At 69.1% G+C, this 22,763-nt stretch carries 22 protein-coding genes; 17 read left to right on the top strand and 5 right to left on the bottom strand.

The features are described from left to right. The first annotated feature begins 116 nt into the window (after positions 1 to 116). From ACIHAD_RS46000 to ACIHAD_RS45990, 3 genes are read left to right on the top strand one after another with little or no spacing between them, the layout of a single operon-like run. A complete protein-coding gene (locus ACIHAD_RS46000) occupies positions 117 to 1,289 on the top strand; it encodes an ISL3 family transposase (RefSeq protein WP_397361214.1) in 1,173 nt (390 codons plus the stop codon). A 24-nt stretch (positions 1,290 to 1,313) separates the two neighbouring features. Continuing rightward, positions 1,314 to 1,724 carry a hypothetical protein gene (locus tag ACIHAD_RS45995; protein ID WP_397361174.1) on the top strand — a complete coding sequence of 137 codons (411 nt, stop codon included), beginning with the start codon at positions 1,314 to 1,316 and terminating at the stop codon, positions 1,722 to 1,724. 42 nt (positions 1,725 to 1,766) lie between these two features. Further along, positions 1,767 to 2,762: an IS3 family transposase gene (locus ACIHAD_RS45990; RefSeq protein ID WP_397361213.1), complete on the top strand. Its 996-nt coding sequence runs from the start codon at positions 1,767 to 1,769 to the stop codon at positions 2,760 to 2,762. A 242-nt stretch (positions 2,763 to 3,004) separates the two neighbouring features. Here the strand turns inward: ACIHAD_RS45990 and ACIHAD_RS45985 are convergent, their stop codons facing one another. Then, on the bottom strand, positions 3,005 to 3,700 hold the full coding sequence (locus ACIHAD_RS45985) for a TetR/AcrR family transcriptional regulator C-terminal domain-containing protein (protein WP_397361173.1): 696 nt from the start codon (positions 3,698 to 3,700) through the stop codon (positions 3,005 to 3,007). A gap of 379 nt (positions 3,701 to 4,079) precedes the next feature. Here ACIHAD_RS45985 and ACIHAD_RS45980 point away from each other — a divergent pair, with 379 nt between their 5' ends. Next, positions 4,080 to 5,678: an MFS transporter gene (locus ACIHAD_RS45980; protein ID WP_397361212.1), complete on the top strand. Its 1,599-nt coding sequence runs from the start codon at positions 4,080 to 4,082 to the stop codon at positions 5,676 to 5,678. Here ACIHAD_RS45980 and ACIHAD_RS45975 read toward each other — a convergent pair. Further along, on the bottom strand, positions 5,673 to 5,897 hold the full coding sequence (locus tag ACIHAD_RS45975; RefSeq protein WP_397361172.1) for a DUF4158 domain-containing protein: 225 nt from the start codon (positions 5,895 to 5,897) through the stop codon (positions 5,673 to 5,675). The two genes, ACIHAD_RS45980 and ACIHAD_RS45975, sit on opposite strands and share 6 nt — an antisense overlap. Before the next feature lie 226 nt (positions 5,898 to 6,123). Here ACIHAD_RS45975 and ACIHAD_RS45970 point away from each other — a divergent pair, with 226 nt between their 5' ends. Together ACIHAD_RS45970 and ACIHAD_RS45965 are read left to right on the top strand one after the other, a co-directional pair. Continuing rightward, entirely contained in the window at positions 6,124 to 6,465 is a 342-nt protein-coding gene (locus tag ACIHAD_RS45970; protein WP_397361171.1) for a hypothetical protein, read from the top strand. Positions 6,466 to 6,498: 33 nt separating this feature from the next. After that, positions 6,499 to 8,169 carry a transposase gene (locus ACIHAD_RS45965; protein ID WP_397361170.1) on the top strand — a complete coding sequence of 557 codons (1,671 nt, stop codon included), beginning with the start codon at positions 6,499 to 6,501 and terminating at the stop codon, positions 8,167 to 8,169. A gap of 325 nt (positions 8,170 to 8,494) precedes the next feature. Here ACIHAD_RS45965 and ACIHAD_RS45960 read toward each other — a convergent pair whose 3' ends face one another. Both ACIHAD_RS45960 and ACIHAD_RS45955 read right to left on the bottom strand, forming a co-directional pair. Then, a complete protein-coding gene (locus tag ACIHAD_RS45960) occupies positions 8,495 to 9,049 on the bottom strand; it encodes a DinB family protein (protein WP_397361169.1) in 555 nt (184 codons plus the stop codon). Between the two features lie 68 nt (positions 9,050 to 9,117). Continuing rightward, a complete protein-coding gene (locus tag ACIHAD_RS45955) occupies positions 9,118 to 10,104 on the bottom strand; it encodes a tyrosine-type recombinase/integrase (RefSeq protein ID WP_397361168.1) in 987 nt (328 codons plus the stop codon). 183 nt (positions 10,105 to 10,287) lie between these two features. On the opposite strand from ACIHAD_RS45955, the gene ACIHAD_RS45950 reads away from it, so the two are divergent. The 3 genes from ACIHAD_RS45950 to ACIHAD_RS45940 all read left to right on the top strand — a co-directional run bounded on the left by ACIHAD_RS45950 (position 10,288) and on the right by ACIHAD_RS45940 (position 13,710). Further along, entirely contained in the window at positions 10,288 to 10,830 is a 543-nt protein-coding gene (locus tag ACIHAD_RS45950) for a hypothetical protein (protein ID WP_397361167.1), read from the top strand. Positions 10,831 to 11,080: 250 nt separating this feature from the next. After that, positions 11,081 to 12,571, top strand: coding sequence for a purine-cytosine permease family protein (locus ACIHAD_RS45945; RefSeq protein ID WP_397361166.1), 1,491 nt, complete (start codon positions 11,081 to 11,083; stop codon positions 12,569 to 12,571). 2 nt (positions 12,572 to 12,573) lie between these two features. Beyond that, the gene (locus ACIHAD_RS45940) at positions 12,574 to 13,710 is read left to right on the top strand and encodes an agmatine/peptidylarginine deiminase (protein WP_397361165.1); all 1,137 of its coding nucleotides are present in this window, start codon (positions 12,574 to 12,576) and stop codon (positions 13,708 to 13,710) included. 6 nt (positions 13,711 to 13,716) lie between these two features. On the opposite strand, the gene ACIHAD_RS45935 is transcribed toward ACIHAD_RS45940, so the two are convergent. Then, positions 13,717 to 14,292, bottom strand: coding sequence for a TetR/AcrR family transcriptional regulator (locus ACIHAD_RS45935; protein ID WP_397361164.1), 576 nt, complete (start codon positions 14,290 to 14,292; stop codon positions 13,717 to 13,719). 103 nt (positions 14,293 to 14,395) lie between these two features. On the opposite strand from ACIHAD_RS45935, the gene ACIHAD_RS45930 reads away from it, so the two are divergent. The 8 genes from ACIHAD_RS45930 to ACIHAD_RS45895 all read left to right on the top strand — a co-directional run bounded on the left by ACIHAD_RS45930 (position 14,396) and on the right by ACIHAD_RS45895 (position 22,576). After that, a complete protein-coding gene (locus ACIHAD_RS45930; RefSeq protein ID WP_397361211.1) occupies positions 14,396 to 15,400 on the top strand; it encodes an agmatine/peptidylarginine deiminase in 1,005 nt (334 codons plus the stop codon). Further along, the gene (locus ACIHAD_RS45925; protein WP_397361163.1) at positions 15,397 to 16,323 is read left to right on the top strand and encodes a nitrilase-related carbon-nitrogen hydrolase; all 927 of its coding nucleotides are present in this window, start codon (positions 15,397 to 15,399) and stop codon (positions 16,321 to 16,323) included. The genes ACIHAD_RS45930 and ACIHAD_RS45925 overlap by 4 nt, the downstream gene beginning before the upstream one ends. A 43-nt stretch (positions 16,324 to 16,366) precedes the next feature. Continuing rightward, entirely contained in the window at positions 16,367 to 17,950 is a 1,584-nt protein-coding gene (locus ACIHAD_RS45920; protein ID WP_397361162.1) for an ABC transporter substrate-binding protein, read from the top strand. After that, on the top strand, positions 17,947 to 18,882 hold the full coding sequence (locus ACIHAD_RS45915) for an ABC transporter permease (protein WP_397361161.1): 936 nt from the start codon (positions 17,947 to 17,949) through the stop codon (positions 18,880 to 18,882). The genes ACIHAD_RS45920 and ACIHAD_RS45915 overlap by 4 nt, the downstream gene beginning before the upstream one ends. Next, positions 18,879 to 19,724 (top strand): ABC transporter permease, encoded by an 846-nt coding sequence (locus ACIHAD_RS45910; RefSeq protein WP_397361160.1) that lies wholly within the window; start codon positions 18,879 to 18,881, stop codon positions 19,722 to 19,724. Before ACIHAD_RS45915 ends, ACIHAD_RS45910 begins: the two co-directional genes overlap by 4 nt. Next, positions 19,721 to 20,644 carry an ABC transporter ATP-binding protein gene (locus tag ACIHAD_RS45905; RefSeq protein WP_397361159.1) on the top strand — a complete coding sequence of 308 codons (924 nt, stop codon included), beginning with the start codon at positions 19,721 to 19,723 and terminating at the stop codon, positions 20,642 to 20,644. The genes ACIHAD_RS45910 and ACIHAD_RS45905 overlap by 4 nt, the downstream gene beginning before the upstream one ends. Beyond that, a complete protein-coding gene (locus tag ACIHAD_RS45900) occupies positions 20,637 to 21,386 on the top strand; it encodes an ABC transporter ATP-binding protein (RefSeq protein ID WP_397361158.1) in 750 nt (249 codons plus the stop codon). Before ACIHAD_RS45905 ends, ACIHAD_RS45900 begins: the two co-directional genes overlap by 8 nt. Positions 21,387 to 21,520: 134 nt before the next feature. After that, positions 21,521 to 22,576 (top strand): agmatine deiminase family protein, encoded by a 1,056-nt coding sequence (locus ACIHAD_RS45895; RefSeq protein WP_397361157.1) that lies wholly within the window; start codon positions 21,521 to 21,523, stop codon positions 22,574 to 22,576. Positions 22,577 to 22,763 lie beyond the last annotated feature (187 nt).

The raw sequence follows: 22,763 nt of genomic DNA, 5'->3' as shown, positions 1-22,763 counted from the left end.
GCCAAGTGCGTGTGGGTCTGGCCCACTTGCCGTGATCCACCAGGGTTTCGAGATCACGATCATGTTGAGCCGGATGCGAGCCGGTGCCGGTGTCGGGACGCTGCTCTGTGTCGATCATGGAGCTGTTGGCGGTCGTGTTCCCGCATCTTGCCGCCGTTCGTATCGAGCGGGTGCACCGGACCGGAGCGACCCTACGGGTGCAGGCAGCAACAACCGAGCCGAAAGCCGAATGTCCCGCCTGCGCATGCCCGTCGGTGCGGATCCATAGCCGCTATGAGCGGTACCTGTCGGATCTGCCGATGGCCGGGCAGGAGGTGCTGCTCCAGGTGCGGGTGCGCCGCTTCTTCTGCGACAACCCCGCCTGTGCCAAGAAGACCTTCGCCGAGCAGGTTCCCGGTCTGACCAGCAGGCACAGCCGGCGCGCAGCAGGGCTGCTGTCGATGCTGCGGACGGTGGCGCTGGCCTTGGGCGGCCGGCCCGGTGCCCGTCATACCTCCCGCCTGGCCTGTGCGGTGGGCCGCTCTACGCTGCTGCGGCTGTTGCGGAGCCTGCCGGACCCGCAGCTGGCGACCCCGCGGGTGCTGGGGGTCGATGAGTTCGCCTGGCACAAGGGCCACACCTACGGAACGGTGCTGGTCGATGTGGAGGGCGGTCATGTGGTCGATCTGCTGCCCGATCGGTCGGCGGACTCGTTTGCGGCCTGGCTGCAAACGCACCCCGGCGTCGAGGTGATCTGCCGGGACCGGGCCGGTTGCTATGCCGAAGGCGCACAACGTGGTGCCCCGCTGGCCGTGCAGATCGCCGACCGCTGGCACCTGCTCCATAACCTGTCTGGCGTGGTCCAGCGGGCCGTGTCCCGGCACCGTGCGCACCTACGCGAACCGGCCATGCCCGAGTTCGCCGAACCTTCCCTCACGCTGGAGTCGGCTCACGAGGAAGGAGCCTCGGCAGCCCGGATCAGGGCACGGCACGCCGACATCCACCAGGCCCTCGCCCAGGGGATGACTACCACCCAGATCAGCCGAGCACTGCGGCTTGATCGCAAGACCGTGCGCCGCTACTCCGCCGCCGTCAGCGCCGGCGACCTCATCAGCGACGAGCGCGCACCACGCCGGACCATCCTCGATGCCTATTTGCCCCATCTGCAAGAACGCTGGGAACAAGGCTGCCGCAGCACCGATCAACTCCTGGCCGAACTACGCGAACGCGGCTACTTGGGCAGCGCCCGCACCCTTCCCTCCCTGTCAAAATGGACAGAGGTAGCAAACATGTACAAAACTCTGTGCTGAGGGTGGGGAAGGAGACATCCCTTCGTGGGAGCAAGCGAACAGGATCCCGAGATCCCTGACCCACAGGTGCGCGAGCGGGTTACGGCCCGCCGCTACACCGCCGCCTACAAGGCCCGGATCCTGGAGGAGTACGACCGGCTCGACAAGGCCGGCAAGGGCGCGCTGCTGCGCCGGGAGGGCCTGTACTCCTCGTTGATCTCCAGTTGGCGGACCGCGCGGGACCACGGCGCCGCCCAAGCGCTGGCCCGCCCGGTCGGCCGCCCGAAGGCCGACCCGCGGGACAAGAAGATCGACGCGCTGCAGGCGGAGGTCGAGCGGCTGCGTGCCGAACTCGGCAAGACCCGCCAGGTGATCGAGGTGCAGGGAAAGCTCTTCGCGCTGCTGGATCAACTCGCCACCAGCAGCGAGACACCGCCGGATCGGGGGGAGCGGTGACCGAGGTCATCCAGGCCGCGCAAGCCGAGGCGATCCACCGAACTGGCCCCGCTGCTCGGGCGCCGCAACGCGTGCACCGCCTCCGGGGTATCGCAGGCCACCTGGTACCGCAAGAACCGCCAGAGCCCGGCACCCACCCGCCCGGTCACGCCCCGCAAGCCGCACCCATCCGCGCTGACCAAGGCCGAGCGCGACCACGTCCGCGCGGTGCTGAACGAGCGCTTCGCCGACGCCTCCCCGGCCACGGCCTACTACAGCCTGCTGGATGAGGGCACCTACCTGGCATCGCAATCGACGATGTATCGGATCCTGCGCCGGCACGGCGAGGTCGGCCGGGATCGACGCCGGCAGGCCACCCACCCGGCCAAGACCATCCCCGAACTGTTCGCCGACGCCCCCAACCGCGTGTGGGCCTGGGACATCACCAAGCTGCGCGGCCCGGACAAGGGCCTCTGGTACTCGCTCTACACGATCATCGACATCTACAGCCGCTACGTCGTCGGCTGGATGATCGCCTCCCGCGAATCCGCCGACCTGGCCAAACAGCTGATCGAGCAGACCGCCCGCAAGCACGACATCGATGAGGGCACTCTCACTCTGCACGCCGATCGCGGCAGCTCGATGAAATCCAAGACCGTCGCCGAACTGCTCATCGACCTGGGCGTGGCCAAGTCCCACTCCCGGCCCAAGACCTCCAACGACAACCCGCACGTCGAGGCCAGCTTCAAGACTCTCAAGTACTGCCCGGACTTCCCCGGCCGGTTCGGCTCGATCGAAGACGCCCGCGCCTTCTGCCAGGACTTCTACACCTGGTACAACCACAACCACTACCACTCCGGGATCGGCTACCACCACCCGGTCGACGTGCACTACGGGCGCGCCGCCGCCGTCCGCGACAAGCGCGCCGCCGCCCAAGCCACGCACCCCAGGCGCTTCGCCAGCGCGGGTACCCCCACCCCACCTGCCCTGCCCGGCCCCGCCTGGATCAACAAGCCCAAGACCGAGGAGGACACCGCAAAGAAGCCGACACAGAATTAGCCCAGCTCAACTGGGGCTGTCTTCCCGCAGCCCAGCGAACCCGGCAGGAGGCAGCACTGTCGGCTCTGGCTCTCGGAACACCGCAGGTAGCAGGGCCTGCGGTGATGTCCGCACCCATCCTCCCCGAAAGCCGAACAGGCTCTCCGCCCACGATGCACGCCATGCCCGGCCTCAAGGCGTTGGCGCATCCGCCGGGAGACATCGGAACGAGAAGTCACGTCAAGCAGCTCAGTGGCCTCGGCTCAGCATGACGTCTCGTTCCGATGTTCGTCAGGCCTCGAATCGACGCCTCGTCTCGCCAGATCGGCTGCGATGCCATCCAGCACACCGGCAAGACCTGAGGCGAACAGGGCGTCGAGGTCCCAGGGGGTGGCGCCTGCGCGCATGGCGCGGGCGAGCCGGGGATACGCTCCGGGTGCGAAAAGCGGATTCTCTGCCTCGTTCGAGGCTTTCGTCCCCGGAGTTGGGACGATTCCCGACTGCCGTTCCGCCTCCACATCGCTGACGTAGGTCAGCGCCACGCCTTGCACGTACGAGGCGAACATGAACATGTACCGGAAAGCCTCGGCAGGTTCGAGGTCGAGGTCGTCGAAGGCGGAGAGGGCGCTTTCACTGTCCGCCGCGAGAGCCGGGCTGAAGTGCGCGCGGGTTGTCACCATGACCCTCGGCAGGATCCACGGATGGCGGTGGTAAAGGTCCCAGTCACGGTATGCGGCGCGTTCGAGGCCGTGACGCCAGTCCCGCGGCGCCGAGTCGGGCAGGGGCACGTCGGTCATCGCGGCCTCCACCATCAGGGTCACCAGGTCGTCCTTGGACGCCACATGCCGGTACAAGGACATGGCGCCGGTGCCGAGGTCCATGGCGACCCGCCGCATCGACAGCGCGTCGAGCCCCTCCGCGTCCGCGATGGCGATCCCGGCTCGTACGATGCGCTCCACGGTGAGATGCGATGCGCCGTCATTGTCCTCCGGGACGTCGGCTGGCGCTTCCGCTCTGCGCGCCCGGTACGCCCTTGCCTGGCACGCGCGCGAGCAGTAGAGCCTCGGCCGTCCCCGGTCGGTGGGCTCCAGCGACTGTCCGCATGACGCGCATGCCGGTCGCACCGACATCACCACACTCCTTTTCGTCACACCGTCAGGGTTGTGTCGAAATCCTAGCCTATTGAGGATGTAGATGCATGGCGCGAGCGAACAGGCAGTTCAAAATGGTGTTGTATGGAGTCGGCGTGCATGCGTATTCTGTACGCTCCATTGCGTACAAAGTACGCGTCGAGGCATTCCGCCCCGACGCGGTCAACACGATTCAGGAACCGAGGACATGACTGAAGAAGACAGAACGGCCGGAGTCAGGCAGTGGGTCGGGCTCGCGGTCCTGGTGCTGCCCTGCGTACTGGCGTCCATGGATATGTCCGTCATGTTCGTTGCGCTCCCGTCCCTGATGGCCGACCTCAAGCCGGGCAGCTCCGAACTGTTGTGGATCATGGACGCCTACGGCTTCCTCCTCGCCGGCCTGCTCATCACGATGGGCACACTCGGTGACCGGATCGGACGACGGCGGGTGCTGCTCGCAGGCGCCGCAGCCTTCGGCGCCGCCTCCATCCTGGCGGCCTACTCGACCAGCTCCGGGACGCTCATCGCGGCCCGCGCGCTCCTGGGCATCGCCGGATCCACGCTGGCGCCGTCCACGCTTTCCCTGATCCGCAACATGTTTCACGACGCCAAACAGCGGGCCACGGCGGTCGGCGTCTGGACGGCGGGCTTCGCGGGCGGCGCCGTACTGGGCCCGATCATCGGCGGTCTGCTGCTGGAGCGCTTCTGGTGGGGATCGGTCTTTCTGATCAACGTGCCGGTGATGGTCCTGCTCCTGGTCCTCGGCCCGCTGCTGCTCCCCGAATACCGTGACCCCAGACCGGGCCGTTTCGACCTGCTCGGCGCCGCCCTGTCCATCCTGGCCGTGCTCGGCGTCATCTACGGCGTCAAACGGCTGGCGGAGCACGGCTTCGAGTGGGGCTCCCTGGCATGCTGCGCCGCCGGACTCGCCGTGGGGGCCGCGTTCCTCCATCGTCAACGCGTGGCCGCGAACCCGATGATCGACCTTGCGCTGTTCCGCACACGCCGGTTCAACGTGCCCTTGCTCATCGACGCGCTGGCGACGTTCGGACTGGTCGGCTTCAGCCTGTTCAACTGGCAGTTCATGCAACTCGTCCTGGGCATGGGACCGTTGGAGTCGGCCCTGTGGTCCTTGCCCACCTTTCTCGTGATGCCGCTGGGCATCGGGCTGGCCACCGCGATCGCACCCCGCATCGGCAAACCCAACGTGATCGCCGCCGGGCTGCTCGTGGCAGCCGCCGGCTACGCCATGCTGACGCTGATCCAGGCCGATTCGGGGGTCGTCTACCTCGTCAGCGGCCTGACGGTCGTCGCGACCGGTATCGGCGGGGTCGCTGCCGTGGTCACCGACGTGATTCTGTCCGCCGCGCCACCACAGCGGGCCGGGACGGCCTCCGCCTTGGCCGAGACCTCGGCCGAGTTCGGCGGGGCGCTGGGCATCGCGATCCTGGGCAGCATCGGCACTGCCGTCTACCGTTCGGAGCTGGCCGCCAAGGCTCCTGACGTCCTCACGTCCACGGAGTTGGAGGCAGCGCGGGACACCCTCGGCGGCGCCCTCGACACCGCCGCGGCCCTCCCGGCGGGCACCGCCGAAACCTTGCGAGATGTGGCATTCGACGCCTTTGCCCGAGAGATGCGAATCGCCTCGGTGGTCAGTGTCGTCCTGATGGCGGGCGCGGCCATCCTCATCGTCACCCTGCTCCGCACGTCACACACCCGGCCCGGACCCGAAGCCCCGGAATCCACAGCAGAACACAACGGCCGGGACCAAGCGAGCGACCTGGACCCCACGGCAACCTCATCATGAACAGAGATCTCGCGGGCCGTACCGGCGCCCTCGCTGGATGCCGCAGGGCTCCCCTGGCCCTGGTGCCGGCGCCGGTGCCCAACGCGCCTTCTCGCCGTACCCCTTCAGGTCCGCGGGCTGCGGGCCGAGCTGCTCGGCGACGTAGTCGACCACCGCAGCAGGAACGTCCTCGGGATCGCCCAGAAGGCAATTCAGGAACCGTGTCGTGCCCAGTTGCAAGGAGGTTACGCGCGCCGTTGGCGGCCATCGGATCCAGCCGAGGTACGGTCAGAACAGGCCATGAGTCGATCTTGAATCTGTGCGCGGGCCGTCGTTGACCTGCCGTGCTGGAGAGCACCGTGGGTGAGGGGAGGTCATCCAGGGCACGAAGGTTGTGCCCCGATGGCGTCGATCGACAAGACCGCCTATCCGAGAGCAGCGGGCCGGTCTCGGAGCTGCGGTTGAGGTGCTGGTCAAGGCGGTGCGGATGCAGGCCGCCGGGGTGGGGTCGGTGCGCCAGGTGGTCGAGCGGGCCGGTGGAGCGGCCGCGCAGCTGGCCGACATCGAGGAGGTGACGGCCTACCAGCACGACAACCACGAGCTGCTCATCCAGCAGTTCTTCAAGGCCGACCGCTCCACCGTGCTCGCTCTGTCCGCGGTGCTGAGGTTCAAGGCGACATCGGCCGACCGCAGCGTGCTGGACGCGCTGCAGCACGCTCTCACCTACTGGAGCAAGACCCGCGACTTCATCCCCGGCTGGGACGCCGATGGCCGTCGCCTGGATCTGGGGTTTGCCTCGGCCAACTGACAGCGTGCCATCTCTGACCGCAAGCAGCCGGGCATGCTGGTCAAACGGCACTTCGAGGCGATGGTGTTCGCCTACCTGGCCGAGGAGCTGCGCACCGGCGATATCGCGGTGGACGGGGCCGCGGAGTACGGCGACTGGAGCTCGCACCTGCTGAGCTTCGATGAGTGCCGGCCCCTGCTGGCGGCCTACTGCGCCGAGGCGGGGCTGCCGGAGAGCGCGGCCGAGTTCGTGGCGGAGCTGAAGCAGCGCCACCGCCAGGCCGCCGAGCATCTGGATGCCGGCTACGCCGACAACGAGGACTTGACGTTTGCCAAGGACGGCACCCCGACGCTCAAGCGGCTGGGCGGGCTCGGTACCAGCGTGGCCGCGACCAAGCTAGGGGCGGAGATCAAAGCGCGGATGCCCGAGCGCACGCTGATCGAGATCGTCTCGCGCACCGCGTACTGGCTGGGCTGGCATCGGCACTTCGGGCCTGCTTCCGGCCACGACAACAAGCTGAAGAAGCCGCAGGAACGCTACGTGCTGACCACGTTCGCGTGCGGGTCGAACATGGGCCCGGCCGAGGCGGCCCGGCACATCGAGGGGATCACCGCGCACGAGATCTCGCTGGCCAAGAACCGGCACATCACCCTGGCCAAGCTGAACAAGGCGATCACCGATGTGGTCAACGCCTTCGCTCAGCTGGACGTGGTCAAGGCTTGGGGCGATGGCAGCAGCGTGGGCACCGACGGCACCCAGGTCGACACTTACATCGACAACCTGCTCGCCGAGACCTCGATCCGGTACGGAGGGTTCGGCGGGATTGCTTACCACTACGTATCGGACAACTACATTGCGTTGTTTTCCAGATTTGTGCCGTGCGGGGCGTGGGAGGCGATCTACATCATCGACGGGCTGCTGGCCAACGCCTCGGAGGTTCAGCCCAAGACCGTGCATGCCGACACGCAAGGTCAGTCGTTCCCTGTCTTCACGTTGGCGCACTTATTCGGGTTCGATCTGATGCCGCGTATCCGCAACTGGAAGGGCCTGACCTTCTTTCAGCACACCGACCAGGTCGCCTACCACCACATCGACTCCCTGTTTCGCGGGGAGGGCGGGAACCGCAACATCATCGACTGGGACCTGGTGAAGAAGATGTGGCCCGACCTCATGCGGGTGGCGATCTCCATCCGCGAGGGCAGGCTCAACTCCGTCACCCTGCTGCGCCGGTTGGGCTCCCACTCCCGCAAGAACGAGATCTACCGGGCCTTTCGCGAGGTCGGGCGTAGCGTGCGCACCGTGGCGCTGCTTCGTTTCCTGGCCGATCCCGCGCTGCGGCGGCGCATCACCGCGGTCACCAACAAGGTCGAGGGGTTCAACGGTTTCTCCGGCTGGCTGCGCTTCGGCAACGACGGCGTCATCGCCGACAACGATCCAGCCGAGCAGGAGAAGATGATCAAATTCAACTCGTTGCTGGCCAACTGCGTGATCTTCCACACGGCGCTGGACATGACCGATGTGCTGCGTCAGCTGCTGGCCGAGGGCTGGCAGCCCGAGCAGGACAAGGAGATCACCGCCGCCGACATCGCGCAGCTGTCGCCCTATCTGACCGCGCACATCAGCCGGTTCGGGCTGTATGCCACCGACGTACTGCGCCTGCGCCCCGACGACTTCGACCCCGACCTACCCGCGATCGACTTCACCGCCTTGGCCGAGGCGGCGTGACGGCAAGCAGGCCAGAGGCAAGCGCTGGGGATCGTGGTGAGGCGTTTCGGGCGGCAGGGGCAAGGCTGAACATAGGCACGGCGCTCTCGCCGATCTTGGCGCCGGCTGGTGGGCCGCTTTTTCACGGTGCGGCCGTTCCTGTCGCTGCTGACCCAGGTCGTCGACTTCGGCGCGAGCCCGGAAGGGGCACCGGTGCTGAAGGCCTTCAAGGCGCTGCTGGAGCTGATGCGCCGGAAGAAGGTCACCGGGAGGAAGGAGATAGCCGACGACCCCGGCCGTTGTCTGGCGGCACACGGCCGCCGGACAAGGTCGCTCACCGCCGAAATCAGACGTCTTCGCGCAGGTACAGGTCGCGCAGCAGGCCGATTTCGCCGCCGTGATGTGTGACCTCTTTCAGAGCGTGCAGCGCGAGCTTCAGATAGGTCTCATCGGCCCAACCGCCGGGGCCTATACCTATCGGCGCCAGCAGGCGCTTGTCGCCGAGGGCTGCGATACGGGAGATGAAGTGCTCCCAGTCCTCGGCGAGCGCCTGGACGCCCTCTTTCGCGGTGCCCGGCCACTCGTGGCGGTCGCCGAGCTCGGGGACGTCCTCGAAGCAGTAGATCACGTAGCCGCGCAGGCAGAGGTTGCCGATGTGCCAGATGCGCCAGGCGATTGTCGTGACGGGGTCCGGTTCCTCCGGACCCGATTCCGGAAATAGCGTGGCGACGCGGAAGACACCGTCGTCGCCGGGGCGGATGCTGATGCAGTCGCTGACCGGCTCCCAGTGATACTCGGTGTCGGTCAGGCCCTCCAAGCGCCCGAACAGCCGGGATCGCACGCCTTCAAAGGTCGCGAGAACGTCGCGGGTGACGGGGTCGGTCACGATCATGTCAGCCATGCCAGCTCCAGGGCTCGGTGGTTTCGGGTCGGTCGGGATGATCAGGATCGACGGGTCGGCCGACTCGGTCACGTGCCGCCGCCTCGGCGTGTGTCGCCGGGTGCGAGCAGGCTGGTGAGTTCGGCGATGGCGTCCGGCGACGGCTTGAAGTAGCGGCGGACGTTCTCCGCCTTCTTGTGCCGCGACTTGGCCATCAACATCAGCAGGCTCGCCCCCTGCTCCCCGAGGTGGGTCAGCCCGGAGTGCCGGAACTCGTGCAGATCCCAGCCTGTGCCCGCCCCGTGCAGCGCGGTGTGCTCGTCCAGCAGGGCGCGGGCCTGGCCGTACGACAGCCGGGCCAGCCCGGAATCCGGGCACACGTCCCGCGACGAGACGACCTTGCCCGGCCCGGGGCGGCGGTGAGTGACGAACACCGGGCCGCGGGTACGGTTCTTCAGCAGCCGCGGCAGCAGCCGGGCGGTGCCGGCGTCCCAGTACACGGGCTCCAGCACGAAATCCTCGCGGACCTGGCCGCGGCGGCGGGCCTTGGACTGCGCGCCTTTGGCCTTCACCAGCGCGCGGCGGCCAGCGAAGTCCAGGTCCTCGATGTTCAGCGGCAGGATCTCCTCCGCCCGCGCCACGGTCTCGTACAGCATCCGGTAGAAGCACTTCTCTCGCAGGTGCACCTCGCGGCGGGCGATCAGCCGGTCGATCGCCATCTTCGAGCGCGCCGGCGTCTCGGAGTCCGGCGGGGTCAAGCGCTTGGCCCAGGCCGGCACCTCCGGGCCGTCGAAGCCGCGCTCGGCGCACCAGGCGAGCCAGGACAGCACCGCCGCCCGGCGGGCATTCCAGGTGTTCACCGCCGTCGAGCCCCACAGCGCTTCGAGGGCCTCGCCGATCTCGTCGTCCGCGACCTGCCCGAGCGGCCGGCCCTCGCCGACCCGTTCGGCGGTCTTGCCGACCCCGATCGCGTAGTTCCGCACCGTGTTCGGGTTGCCGAGCGCGTCGAGGAAGGCGTCCGCGGCGTCGCGGACGGTGAGCGCCTTCCCGGCGGGCAACTGCGCGACGGTGGCCACCGCTTCCCCCTTGCCACAGATAACAGGACCGCTTCGCGTAGCAGCCTGGAACCGTCGCCGCAGGTCGCGATCAACGATGCCCCAGATAATAGGGCATTATCCGTGGCAGCATTCGACTTCAACCAGCGTGAACGCTTGCCACTCTCCGCTTCAAGATCATCACAATGTGGGTTTTGGGCTCATGTGGGCTGGCCCCCCTCCAGGGCCGGCGAACACACCGCTCTCTACCGCGACGGCGTGCTCGTCGGCGAGGCGCCGTCCCTGATCGCAGGCTTCTCCGTGCCTGCCGGGCGGGCGGCGTACCGGCTGGTCGCCGAGGCGGAGCGGGGAGCTCCGGCGACGCTGTCCACGCGCGTGTCCGCGGCTTGGACGTTCCGCTCCGACACCACAGACGCCCTCACCCGGTTGCCCGTGTCCGTGGTGCGCTTCGCTCCCGAGCTCGACGCGCGGAACACCGCACCGGCCGGTCGTGCCTTCACCGTCCCGGTCAGCGTGCATGCGTTGCCCGGCAGCGCGGCGGGCCGCACACGGGACCTGTCCGTGGAGGTCTCCTACGATGACGGGGCCACCTGGACGAAGGCGCAGGTCCGGCACTCGGAGGTGGTGCTGCGCCACCCGGATGGTGACAGGTTCGTGTCGTTGCGAGCCAAGTCGATCGACGTGTCCGGCAACGTCGTCGAGCAGACCGTGATCCGCGCGTACCGGATCGCCTCGGCGACCAGCTGACGGCGCGCCTGGCCGGCTCTCTTGTGTTCTGGACGGCGGCGTCCGAGCTCAGCCGGCCGCCGCCGTCCACGGTGCCGCGGTGGACGGCCGGCCACGCACTTCGTCCAGCTCGGCAGAAGGTATCCTTCCGCCTCGTTCTGACTGAATTTCCAGTCAGAACATCATTGTATTGGACTGAATTTTCAGTCAGGATGCGTTCGTGGTCCGGACGAATCCCGCGTTGTCGCGGGCTCGTGGCAAGGAGGCTGTCATGACCGAGGCGGCGCAGGACGCGCAGGAGTCCGTACCGGCCGGCGAAGGAGCGGGCCGGCATCGCCGGGCCATCGAGCGGCACTCGATCGACTGGGTCCCCCTGACCGAACGGCACGGCAGAACCTCCAGCGTGGGCGCCATCTGGTTCGTCGGCAGCCTCAACCTCACCGGCTTCGCCACCGGCGTCGTCACGCTGTCCATGGGCGCCTCGCTCGTGTGGACCGTGGTCGCGACCGTCCTGGGTTCCCTGTTCGGCACCTTCTTCATGGCCTTCCACTCCGCGCAGGGCCCGCAGCTCGGCCTGCCTCAGCTCGTCCAGTCCAGGCCCCAGTTCGGCTACATCGGCGCCGCCGTGACGGTGTGGGTGTTCGCCCTGGTCAACTACATCGGCTACAACACCTCCGACGCCCTGCTGTCGGGCGACGCGATGAACGCCCTCTTCGCCATCCCCAACGGCCTCGGCTACGCGCTGTCGGCCGCCGTCGCCACCGTGATCGCGCTGTTCGGCTACCGCTGGATCCACGCCGTCAACAAGTGGCTGACCTGGCCCTTCGTCGTCATCATGGCGCTCGTCAGCGGCGCCGCCCTCTTCGGCGGCGGGCTCCCGGACGGAGCCTGGACCCCGGGCCCCCTCGACCTGACGGCCTTCATGCTCGTCTTCGTCTTCGTCGCCGGATTCCAGCTCGGCTGGGCGCCCTACGTATCCGACTACTCCCGCTACCTGCGCCCCGACATCCCCGTCCGCAGCACCTTCTGGTGGACCTACCTGCCCAGCGCCATCTCCGGCATCTGGGTGTTCGTCCTGGGCGCCGTGGTCTCGGCCGCCGCGCCGCCCGGCGCCACGCCGGTCGCCGCGCTGAAGCTGGCCGCCGACCGCCTGGTGCCCGGCTTCGGGGTGCTGGCGGTCGCCGCCCTGCTGGTCGGCCTGCTGTCCATCATGGCCATCAACCAGTACGGCGGCAGCCTCACGATGATCTCGATCGTCGACTCCTTCCGCCCGGTGCGCCCCACGCGGACCATCAGGGCCATGACCATCGCCGTCATGTTGATCGCGGTGGGCTCGATCGCCAACTTGGTGGGCGTCGAGCAGTTCAACTGGTTCTACGCCAACGTCGTGGTCATCCTGACCTACCTGTTCATCCCGTGGACCGCGATCAACCTGGTCGACTACTTCTTCGTCCGCCGTGGCCAGTACGTGGTCCGCGAGATCTTCAACCCTCGCGGCATCTACGGCCGGTGGGGATGGCGCGGCAACCTGGCCTACCTGATCGGGCTGGCCGCGATGGCCCCCTTCATGGTGATCGTCGGCCTGTACACCGGCCCGATCGCCGCCGCGGCCGGTGGCGTCGACTGTTCCCTCCTGGTGGGCCTGCCGGTCTCCGGCGGCCTCTATCTCATCTTCGCTCGCAGCCTGGACCTGGCCACGGAACGCCGCCTGGTCCAGGAAGAAGGCCTGCTAACCCCCCACAGAGAGGAAGCACGACCGTGAACATGAGCCGAAGGACCTTGCTGACCACCACCGGTCTGGCCGCCGCCGGACTGACCGCGGCCCACGTGCTCGGAGACGCCGCCGCGGCCCAGGCCGCCACCTGGCGCGTGCCCGGCGAGGAACACCCGCACAATCGCACCTGGATGACCTGGCCGCACAGCACGACGATCTGGGGCAACCTGCTCTCCAAGATCCAGGCGGACATCGCCAGGCTGGCCAAGGAGATCGCCAAGTACGAGCCGGTGACCATGTGCGCCAACGGCTCCACCAACGCCTCCAAGGCACGCTCGATGTGCGGCTCCACGGTCACCGTGATCAGCTCGGTGCCGGTCTCCGACTGCTGGATCCGCGACACGGGCCCGATGATCCGCCTGGACGGGACAGGCGGCCGTGACGCGTTCGGCCTGAACTTCAACGCCTGGGGCGAGAACGCGACCAGCTTCTACGGCATCCCCGCCTCGGCCTACAACAACGACCGCGTGATCGCCCAGAACCTGTCCGCCCACCTCGGCCTGCCGTTCGCCAAGGCCGGGGTGGTGGGAGAGGGCGGCGGCATCGAGTACGACGGCGACGGCACGCTGATCGCCACCGAGAGCTGCTGGGTCAACAGCAACCGCAATCCCGGCAAGTCCCGGGCGCAGATCGAGGCCGAACTGCTGGCCAGGTTCGGCGCCGGCAAGATGATCTGGGTGCCTGGGGTCACCGGCCAGGACGTGACCGACGGGCACATCGACGGCACGGCCCGCTACGTCGCTCCGGGCGTCGTGATGGTGCAGCTGGCGGGAGCCGTGCGGCCTGACGTCTGGACCCGGAACGCGCTGGCCATCCGCGACGTCCTCGTCAACGCGACCGACGCGAAGGGGCGCAGGCTCCAGGTGCTCACCATCGAGGGCCCGGACACGCTGCCCCGCATCCCCTCCGGTCAGCGCAAGGACTTCCTCAGCTCCTACATGAACTGGACGGTGACGAACCAGGCCGTCATCACCGTGCAGTTCGGCGACACCGCGAAGGACGCCGCGGCCAAGACGGCGATCGCGAACGCGTTCGGCCGTCCGGTGGTCCAGCTCAACCTCGACAACCTCTACGGCAACGGCGGCGGCGGCGCGCACTGCGTGACGCTGCAGGAGCCGCAGCCCTGACCCTCGCTAGGGGCGGTCGAACTCGACGTCGATCGCCCCGGCCAGCAACTGCTGCGCCCGTTCCAGCGTGATGGTGCCGCTCAACCACCGCTCGCTCAGCCCCTCGACCAGTGAGGTGAGCCGTTCGGCCGCGTCGAGCGGCACCACCTCGGCCGAGACCAGCCCGGCGGCGTGAGCTTCGCCGATCAGGGCGACCAGGTCGTCGACCCATTCGCGGGTGGCGGCCTGCAGCGGCTCGCGCAGGTCGGGCTCGAACGTGGCGGTGGCCCGCAGCTCGCCCCAGGCGGAGCTGTTCTCCCGGACGGCAGGGCTGTCTTGCAGCTCCAGCGACAACAGCAGCTCGATCCTGGCCCGTGCGTCCCCGCCCAGCTCCAGCGCCTGGCTGGTGTAGCGACCCGCTCGCTGGCTGACGAACTCCAGGGTGCGTCGCATCAGGCCGGCGCGGCTCTCGAAGTGGTAGTAGATCAGCGAGGTCGACACTTTGGCCTCGGTGGCCAGTTTCTCCACCCGCAGGCCGCGCACGCCGTCGCGGGCGATGACCCGCAGGGCCGCTTCGAGGATCAGCTGCTGACGGTCCGACATGGCACCCCACATTACCTTGATCACCCATAGGCTATTGACTGAAAATTCAGTCAGGTCGATTATAGCGGGACCCCACTGACGACTTCCAGGAGGATTCGTGTCCATGCGCATGCCGGCCGAATGGGCCGAGCACGAGGGTTGTTTGATGGCCTGGCCGACCAGGGAGGAGCTGTGGCAGGGCGTCCTGGACGCGGCCCGGGCGGAGTACGCCGCGGTGGCCAGGGCCGTCGCGGCGTTCGAGCCGGTGACGATGGTCGCGCTCCCCGGCCAGGCGGTCCAGGCTCGTGAGCTGTGTGGCCCCGGCGTCGAGGTGGTCGAGCTGCCCATCGACGATTCGTGGCTGCGGGATTCCGGGCCGATCTTCGTCCTGGGCCCGGACGGCTCCCGCGCGGGCGTCGACTTCCGGTTCAACTCCTGGGGCGGCAAGCACCACCCGTGGGACCACGACGACCGCGTGAGCGCGTTGCTGCTGGAACGCCTCGGCGTCGCCCGAATCGAGTCCGCGATGATCCTCGAAGGCGGCGCGATCACCGTCGACGGCGAGGGCACGCTGATCACCACCGAGCAGTGCCTGCTGCACCCCAACCGCAATCCCGGCCTGACCAGGGCTGAGATCGAGGACGAGCTCAAGGCCCGCCTGGGCGTCAGCAAGGTCATCTGGCTGCCGTACGGCGGCTTCGACGACCGCGAGACCGACGGCCATGTCGACGGCGTCGCCGCGTTCACCGCTCCCGCCACCGTGCTCGTCCAGCTCCCCGACGATCCCACGCACCCCGACTATGCCCGGATGCGCGCCAACAAGGCCGTGCTGGAGTCCTCCACCGACACCGCCGGCCGCCCGTTCGAGCTGATCGAGCTGCCGCAGAGCGCGTTCGTCGAGGTCGCGGGCCGGGTGGTCGAGGTCGGCTACCTGAACTTCTACGTGGCCAACGGCGGCGTCGTGGTCCCCGTCGCCGGGGTCGAGGCCGACGAGAAGGCGCTGGCCGTCATCGCCGAAGCCTTCCCCGGCCGCACCGTGACCGGTGTGAAGACCCCGGTCATCGCTTACGGCGGCGGCGGCGTCCACTGCGTCACCCAGCAGATCCCGGCAGCGAGGAGCACGCGGTGAACCACGTCGAACTGACCTCGTTCGGATCCCCGCTCGGCTCACCCGCCAGGGCCGAGGACCGGCCCGGCACCCTCCTGCGTGTCGGCCTGGTCCAGATGCGCTGGCAGCCCGACGACCGCGCCCACGACGACGCTCTGCGAGTCGGCGTACGGCGAGCCGCACGGCTCGGCGCGGAGGTGGTCTGCCTGCCGGAGCTGACCAGGAGCCCCTACTTCGCCATCGACAAACGCCAGGCCGAAGGCGCCGCCCGCTACATGGAGGACCTCCCGGACGGTCCCACCACGCGGCTCGCCACCGAGCTGGCCGCCGATCTGGGCATCACGGTGCACGCCTCCCTGTACGAACGGGCCACCGACGGCGGTCTCGGCTACAACACCGCGATCTGCGTCTCCCCGGACGGCACCCTGCTGGCCCGTACCCGCAAGCTGCACATCCCGCGCTTCCCCGGCTACCACGAGGACCTGTGCTTCCGCCCCGGCGACACCGGCTTCCCCGTGGTCGAGATCAGCGGCGCCAGGTTCGGCTTCCCCACCTGCTGGGACGAGTGGTTCCCCGAACTGGCCAGGACCTACGCGCTGGAGGGCGCGCAGGTGCTGGTCCACCCGACCGCGATCGGCTCAGAGCCCGAGCTGCCCGCGTTCGACACCCGGCCGATCTGGGAACACGCCATCTCCGCCAACGGCCTGACCAACGCCCTGTTCATGGTCGTGCCCAACCGGGTCGGTACCGAAGGGCCCATCACCTTCTACGGCTCGTCGTTCATCTCCGACCCCTACGGCCGGGTCATGCTGCGCGCCCCTCGCGACCGCCCCGCCGTACTCGTCGCCGATCTCGACCTGGACCAGCGGCGCGACTGGCTGGAGTTCGGCCTGATCAGCACCAGGCGGCCGGAGCTGTACGGCGCGCTGACCCGCACGGTCTGAACCGGTCTGAACCGGTCCGACCCGGACTGACAAGGAGAAGCCCATGCGGATCGCAGCGCTCACGGCCGTCGTGTTCCTCGCGGCGGCCTGCGGCGGGACCGCCGCCACACCCCCCACGCCCGGCTCGCTCTTCACGCTGTCGGCCTCGACCCCGCCCGCCAAGGGCGACATCGACGCCTTCACCTGGTCGATCTACGCCGAGCCGCCGACGCTGGACTACGTCTACGCCTTCGACTACCCGCAGAACATGATCCTCTCCAACGTCTGCGAGAGTCTCATGCGCTGGACCCCGCAGCTCGGCCTGGAACCCGGTCTGGCCGAAGAGGTGAAGCAGCCGGACGACAAGACCTTCGTCTACCGCATCCGACCCGGCGTGACCTACCACGGCGGCGGCGAGGTCACCGCGGACGACGTCGTCTTCAGCCTGCGCCGCCACCTGGATCCGGCCGTGGGCTCGTACTGGGCCAAGTCCTTCGACCGGGTCACCTCGATCGACAAGAGCGGTCCGATGAAGGTGACCGTACGGCTGAAGCGCCCCGACTCCCAGTTCAACCAGTGGATGGCCACCTCGGCGGGCACGATCGTCAACCCGCGCGCGGTCCGGGCCAAGGGCTCCGGCTACGGCAACCCGGACGGCGGCGTCGACTGCACCGGACCGTACCGGCTCGGCCCGTGGCGCAAGGGAGAGTCGATCGAGCTCGACCGCTTCCCCGGCTACTGGGGCAAGAAGGCCAAGGCGGGCAAGGTGCTCTTCCGGTTCATCACCGACCCGGCCGCCAGGACCAACGCCATGCTGACCGGCGAAGTCGACGGCGGCTACCTCATCGCCCCCGACAGCTACGCCAGGCTCCGGACGGGAGGCAAGGGCACGCTCTACTTCGGCAAGAGCCTGACCACTGTCAACCTCTCCTTCACCAATCTGAAGGGCACCCTCGGCGACGTGCGCGTACGGCGGGCGCTGTCGCTGGCCCTGGACCGCGAGGGCTTCATCAGGACCGGGCTGCAGGGCGTCGGCTCGATCGCCGCGGTCCCGGCGCCCCGTGACGCCTGGCCGCAACAGGCCGCCCAACCACCGGCCGCCGAGCGCGACGTGGCCGCGGCCAAGGAACTCATCCGGCAGGCGGGCGCCACCGGCAAGAAGATCACCGTCGCGACCAGCCCCATCGGCACCGACGTGTCCCTGCTGGCCACCGCCGTACAGGCCGCGGGCACGGAGATCGGGCTGGACGTCGAGCTGAAGACCATCGCGCCGGACGCCTACACCGCGCTGTTCTCCGACCCGAAAGCGCGGGCCTCGGTGGACCTGTTCCCCTGCACCTATTACCTGTCGATCATCGATCCACTGGCCAGCTACTCGATCTTCAGGACGGGTGACTTCGAGAACTACGCGGGCTACACGGATCCGGCCTACGACAAGCTGGTCGACCAGGCGACCGCCGAATACGACCCGGCCAGGCGGGCCGCGCTGACCGCCCGCCTGCGCGACACGGAGGCCGGACAGGTGCTGTGGATCCCGGTCGCCGAGTGGCCCACATCGCTTTACCTCGGCAAGCGCATCACCGGCGCGCCGACCTCCATCGCCTACATGTACTACCCGTGGGCCGCCGACGTGGGCGCCGCCGGATGATCGCCCGCTTCCTGCTGCGCCGCCTGCTGGAGGCGGCGCTGACCCTGACGGCCGCATCGGTCCTGGTGTTCGGCGCGGTGCACCTGGCCCCGGGCCGCCCGGAGACGTTCCTGCTCGGCGGCCGCGCGGCCGGCCCGCAGGCCCTGGCCGCGATCAGGGCCCAGTACCACCTGGACGACCCTTTCCTTCTTCAGTACCTCAAGTGGGCCGGCGGCTTCCTGACCGGCGACCTGGGCCGGTCGATCCAGTATCGCGGCCCGGTGCTCGACCTGATCGAGGCCAGGCTGCCGAGCACGCTGCTGCTCATCACGATGGCCGCCCTGCTGGTGGTGGCGCTCGGCGTCGGGCTGGGCAGGTTGGCGGCCGTGCGCGGCGGGGCCACCGACTCGGCCGTGCTCGGCACGCCGTCGTTCGTCGCCGCCATCGGCCTGCTGTGGGTCTTGTCCGTCCAGCTCGGCTGGTTCCCGACCATCGGCAGCGGCGACGGGCTGCCCGACATGATCTACCACCTCACGCTCCCGTCGCTGGCACTGGCCCTGTACTGGACCGGCTGGCTCGCCCGAGTCACCCGCAGCGCCATGCGCGACCAGCTCGCCCTCGACCACGTCACCGTCGCCCGCGGCCGTGGCCTGCCCGAACGCCTGGTGATCCGCCGCCACGTGCTGCGCAACGCCCTCGGCCCCATCGTCACCGTCAGCGGCCTGACCATATCCGGCCTGGTCATCAGCACCGTGCTGGTCGAGGCGGCCTTCGGCCTGGGCGGGCTCGGCGCGCTGCTGGAAAGCTCGGTGCAGGTCAAGGACTTCCCCGTCGTCCAGGCCATCACGCTCCTGGTGGTCGCGCTCTTCACGGTGACCAACCTGATCGTGGACCTCTGCTACCCGCTGGTCGACCCCCGGGTCCGCCTCGGCGCCAGGAACGATGCCGGATGAGCGCCGTCAGCGGAGTCCTGCGCGGCCTGCGTGCCCCCCGGCCCGGTCTCCACCTGATCTGTCTCGCCTTCGTCGTGCTGATGCTCATCGTCGCGGTCGCCGCCCCCCTGCTCGCGCCGCACGACCCCAACGCCACCGACCTCGGCGCCGCCCTGGCCGGCCCGACGCCCGAGCACCTCCTCGGCGCCGACACCGCCGGCCGTGACACCCTGTCGCGGCTCATCGCCGGCACCAGCACGTCGTTGCTGGGCCCGGTCGCCGTCGTCGTCTTCTCCACCGTCGCCGGCGTGGCGGTCGGCGTCGCCTCCGGCTGGCTCGGCGGCTGGCCCGACACGCTGCTGTCACGGGCCGCCGAACTCCTGCTCGCCTTCCCGGCCCTGCTCGTGGCGATCCTTTTCGTCGCGCTGTACGGCGAAGGCGTCACGGCCCCCGTCATCGCCCTGTCCCTGGCCTACCTGCCCTACGTGAGCCGGGTGGCCCGCAATCTCACGCTGTCCGAGCGGCAACGCCCCTACCTGGCCGCCTACCGAGTGCAGGGGTTCTCCGGCCTGACCATCTGCCTGCGTCACCTGCTGCCCAACATCGCCCCGGTGGTGCTGGCCCAGTCGTCGGTCAACTTCGGCTACGCCCTGCTCGACCTGTCCGCCCTGTCCTACCTGGGGCTGGGCGTGCCCCCGCTGACTCCGACCTGGGGATCGATGATCAACGACGGCCAGTCGGCCCTGCTGCAGGGCCATCCGCTCTCGGCCATCCTGCCCTGCGCCGCGATCGTGCTCACGGTGGTCGCCTTCAACGTCGTGGCCGAGCACTGGGCCGACCGAGTGTCCCGGAGGCCGTCATGAGCGTGCTGCGCATCGACGGGCTGCGCATGCGGCTGCCGGAGACGGCGCGGCCGCTGCTGGACGGGGTCGAGCTGAGCGTGGCCGAGGGCGAGAGCGTGGCGCTGGTGGGCGAGTCGGGGTCGGGCAAGAGCCTGACCTCGCGGCTCGCGCTCGGGCTGCTGCCGTCCGGGGCGGTCGTCGAGGGCACCGTGGCGGTGGCGGGTGAGGACGTGCTCGCGGCGTCGCCCGCCCGGTTGCGCGAGCTGCGCAGCCGTACCGTGGCCATGATCTTCCAGGACCCGCGCGCGGGCATCAACCCGCTGCGCAGGGTCGGCGACTTCCTGGTCGAGGGCCGCAAGGGGGCGCGTGCGCGCGCCCGCGAACTCGTCGAGGCGGTCGGGCTGGAGCAGCGGGTGCTGCGGCAGTATCCGCACGAGCTGTCCGGCGGCATGCTGCAACGGGTCATGATCGCCGGAGCGCTCATGGGCGACCCGAAGCTGCTGCTGTGCGACGAGCCCACGACCGCCCTGGACGTCACCACCCAGGCCGAGATCGTGGCCCTGCTCCAGTCGCTGCGCCGGCGGTACGGGACCGGGCTGCTGTTCGTCACGCACGACCTCGACCTGGCCGCTGACGTCGCCGACCGCGTCTACGTCATGTACGCGGGCCGGATCGCCGAGACCGGACCGGCGGACACGCTGTTCTCCCGGCCGCGTCACCCCTACACCGCCGCGCTGCTCGCCGCCCGGCCGAGGGTCGGCAAGGAGGCGGAACGGCTGGCCACGATCCCCGGGCAGCCGCCCGACCTGCGGACCGCGCTCACCGGCTGCGCCTTCGCAGTGCGATGCCCGCTGGCGACGGCCGAATGCCACACCGATGCGCCCGAACTGATCGACCAGGTCGCTTGTCACCACAGCCGCACCGGAGCCGAGCATGCTTGAAGTCGAGGGGCTGTCCAAGTCCTATGGGAACGTGCAGGCGGTCAGGGACGTCGCCTTCACCCTGGCCGAAGGCGGCTCGCTCGGCGTCGTGGGCGAGTCGGGTTCCGGCAAGACCACGACGGCCCGGATCATCCTCGGTCTGGAGCGTCCCGACATGGGGCGGGTCATGGTGGGCGGTCACGACCGTTCGGCGCGGCGCCGGGGCCGGGCCGAACGGTTGCGGCGGGCCCGTGAGGTGCAGCTCGTCTTCCAGGACCCGTTCCTGTCGCTGGATCCGCGGCTCAGCGCCAGGACGGTCCTGCGTGAGAGCCTGAGGCTGCACTTCCCGGACATCGACCACGCCCGGCGGATCGCCGAGCTCCTCGACCAGGTCGGTCTGGGCGAGCGGGAGGCAGATGCGCTGCCCCGCCGGCTGTCGGGCGGGCAGCGCCAGCGGGTCGCGCTCGCCCGTGCGCTCGCCCTTGAGCCCTCGGTGCTGGTGCTGGACGAGGCGGTCGCCGCGCTCGACGTGTGCGTTCAGGCGCAGATCCTCAACCTGCTCGCAGACCTGCGCGAGCAGACCGGTACGGCGTTCCTGTTCATCACCCACGACCTCGGCGTGGTCAGTCAGGTCACCGACGACCTGGTCGTCATGCGGAACGGCGAGATCGTGGAACGAGGCCCGACCTCGCGCGTTCTGGACGAACCCCAACACCCCTACACCAGGCTTCTGCTGTCCTCGATTCCCGGATCCGGCAGGTAAGCTCCGTCCTGACGGAATTTTCAGTCAGGGGGATGGTTGTGCGGATATCACGACGTCAGACACTACAAGCCGCGATCTTGGCGGCCTTCGGAGGCGCGCTGAGCGCCTGCGGGCCATCCTCGACAGGCTCCGGGGTGACGACCTCCCCGGCGCGGAGCGCGAAGGCCGCGTCCGCCGTGGAGGCCACGAAGGCCGGGTGGCTGATGCCCGAAGAGACCCATCCGCACGAGCGGACGTTCATGTCGTGGCCCACCCAGCTGATCTGGAAGTCCGACACCGCGGACGTGCGCGACGACATCGCCGGCATCGCCCGCGCCATCGCCGGCTTCGAACCGGTCGTGCTGCTCGCCAACCCCGGTGACGTCAAGGCCGCGCAGCGCGCCTGCGGCTCCCAGGTCGAGGTGGTCCCGATCCCGGTCGACGACCTGTGGATGCGCGACATCGGCCCCACCTTCGTGCTGGACGGCAAGAAGATCGCCGGAGTCGACCTCAACTTCAACGGCTGGGGCGGCAAACAGGCGCACTCCCGTGACTCCGGCGTCGCCCGCGAGATCCTGGCCATGGAGAAGGTCACCCGGATCCAGGCGCCCATCGTCGGCGAGGGCGGCTCGATCGAGGTCGACGGCGTGGGCACGCTCATGGCCACCGAGAGCTCGCTGATCAACGACAACCGCAACCCGGGCAAGACCAAGGCCGACATCGAGGCCGCCCTGACCGAGACCGTCGGCGCGACCACCTTCATCTGGGTGAAGGGCGTCAGGGGCAAGGACATCACCGACTACCACATCGACGCGCTGGCCCGCTTCTCCAAGCCCGGCGTCGTGGTGGTCAGCACTCCGCCGGAGGACGCCCCCGACGACGTCTGGACCGCAGCCTACGACCAGGCGCACGCGGTCCTGAAGACGGCCGTCGACGCCCGCGGGAAGCGGCTCGAACTGGTCGAACTGCCGGAACCGGTCGACATCGGCCGCCGCGGCGAGGGCTTCCTGGCCACCTACGTCAACTACTACGTGGTCAACGGCGGCGTCATCCTTCCCCGCTTCGGCGACAAGAAGGCCGACAAAGACGCGGTCGCCATCGTCGAAGACCTCTACCCCGGCCGCGAGGTCGTCCAGGTGCCCGTCGACACCCTCGGCGAAGGCGGCGGCGGCATCCACTGCGCCACCCAGCAGATGCCCAAGCGGAACTGAACATCCCACACCCCCGCCGAATCGGCCTCCACGGGGAGGAGGCCGCACGCCAAGTGCTCACCTGCCGGCCCGGGGCCTGATCGCCTCAAGCCGACCGGCTGGCGGGCCTGGCGGACGAGCCGCGGCCGGGTCGGCGCAAGGCGGAGCTGGTCCTGTCCGAGGCCGAGCGTGCGCAGTTGACGCGCTG

Origin of the sequence: Nonomuraea sp. NPDC052265 (assembly GCF_044547985.1) — a bacterium.
GTDB lineage: Bacteria > Actinomycetota > Actinomycetes > Streptosporangiales > Streptosporangiaceae > Nonomuraea.
This window is presented reverse-complemented; position numbering and strand designations above follow the sequence as displayed.

Excerpts from the sequence above, each read along its gene's own strand:
- ACIHAD_RS45965 (WP_397361170.1), top strand. The coding sequence starts at position 6,499 with ATGCTGGTCAAACGGCACTTCGAGGCGATGGTGTTCGCCTACCTGGCC.
- ACIHAD_RS45945 (WP_397361166.1), top strand. The coding sequence starts at position 11,081 with ATGACCGAGGCGGCGCAGGACGCGCAGGAGTCCGTACCGGCCGGCGAA.
- ACIHAD_RS45905 (WP_397361159.1), top strand. The coding sequence starts at position 19,721 with ATGAGCGTGCTGCGCATCGACGGGCTGCGCATGCGGCTGCCGGAGACG.
- ACIHAD_RS45935 (WP_397361164.1), bottom strand. The coding sequence starts at position 14,292 with ATGTCGGACCGTCAGCAGCTGATCCTCGAAGCGGCCCTGCGGGTCATC.
- ACIHAD_RS45940 (WP_397361165.1), top strand. The coding sequence starts at position 12,574 with ATGAGCCGAAGGACCTTGCTGACCACCACCGGTCTGGCCGCCGCCGGA.
- ACIHAD_RS45910 (WP_397361160.1), top strand. The coding sequence starts at position 18,879 with ATGAGCGCCGTCAGCGGAGTCCTGCGCGGCCTGCGTGCCCCCCGGCCC.
- ACIHAD_RS45930 (WP_397361211.1), top strand. The coding sequence starts at position 14,396 with ATGCGCATGCCGGCCGAATGGGCCGAGCACGAGGGTTGTTTGATGGCC.
- ACIHAD_RS45900 (WP_397361158.1), top strand. The coding sequence starts at position 20,637 with ATGCTTGAAGTCGAGGGGCTGTCCAAGTCCTATGGGAACGTGCAGGCG.
- ACIHAD_RS46000 (WP_397361214.1), top strand. The coding sequence starts at position 117 with ATGGAGCTGTTGGCGGTCGTGTTCCCGCATCTTGCCGCCGTTCGTATC.
- ACIHAD_RS45915 (WP_397361161.1), top strand. The coding sequence starts at position 17,947 with ATGATCGCCCGCTTCCTGCTGCGCCGCCTGCTGGAGGCGGCGCTGACC.
- ACIHAD_RS45920 (WP_397361162.1), top strand. The coding sequence starts at position 16,367 with ATGCGGATCGCAGCGCTCACGGCCGTCGTGTTCCTCGCGGCGGCCTGC.
- ACIHAD_RS45960 (WP_397361169.1), bottom strand. The coding sequence starts at position 9,049 with ATGGCTGACATGATCGTGACCGACCCCGTCACCCGCGACGTTCTCGCG.
- ACIHAD_RS45980 (WP_397361212.1), top strand. The coding sequence starts at position 4,080 with ATGACTGAAGAAGACAGAACGGCCGGAGTCAGGCAGTGGGTCGGGCTC.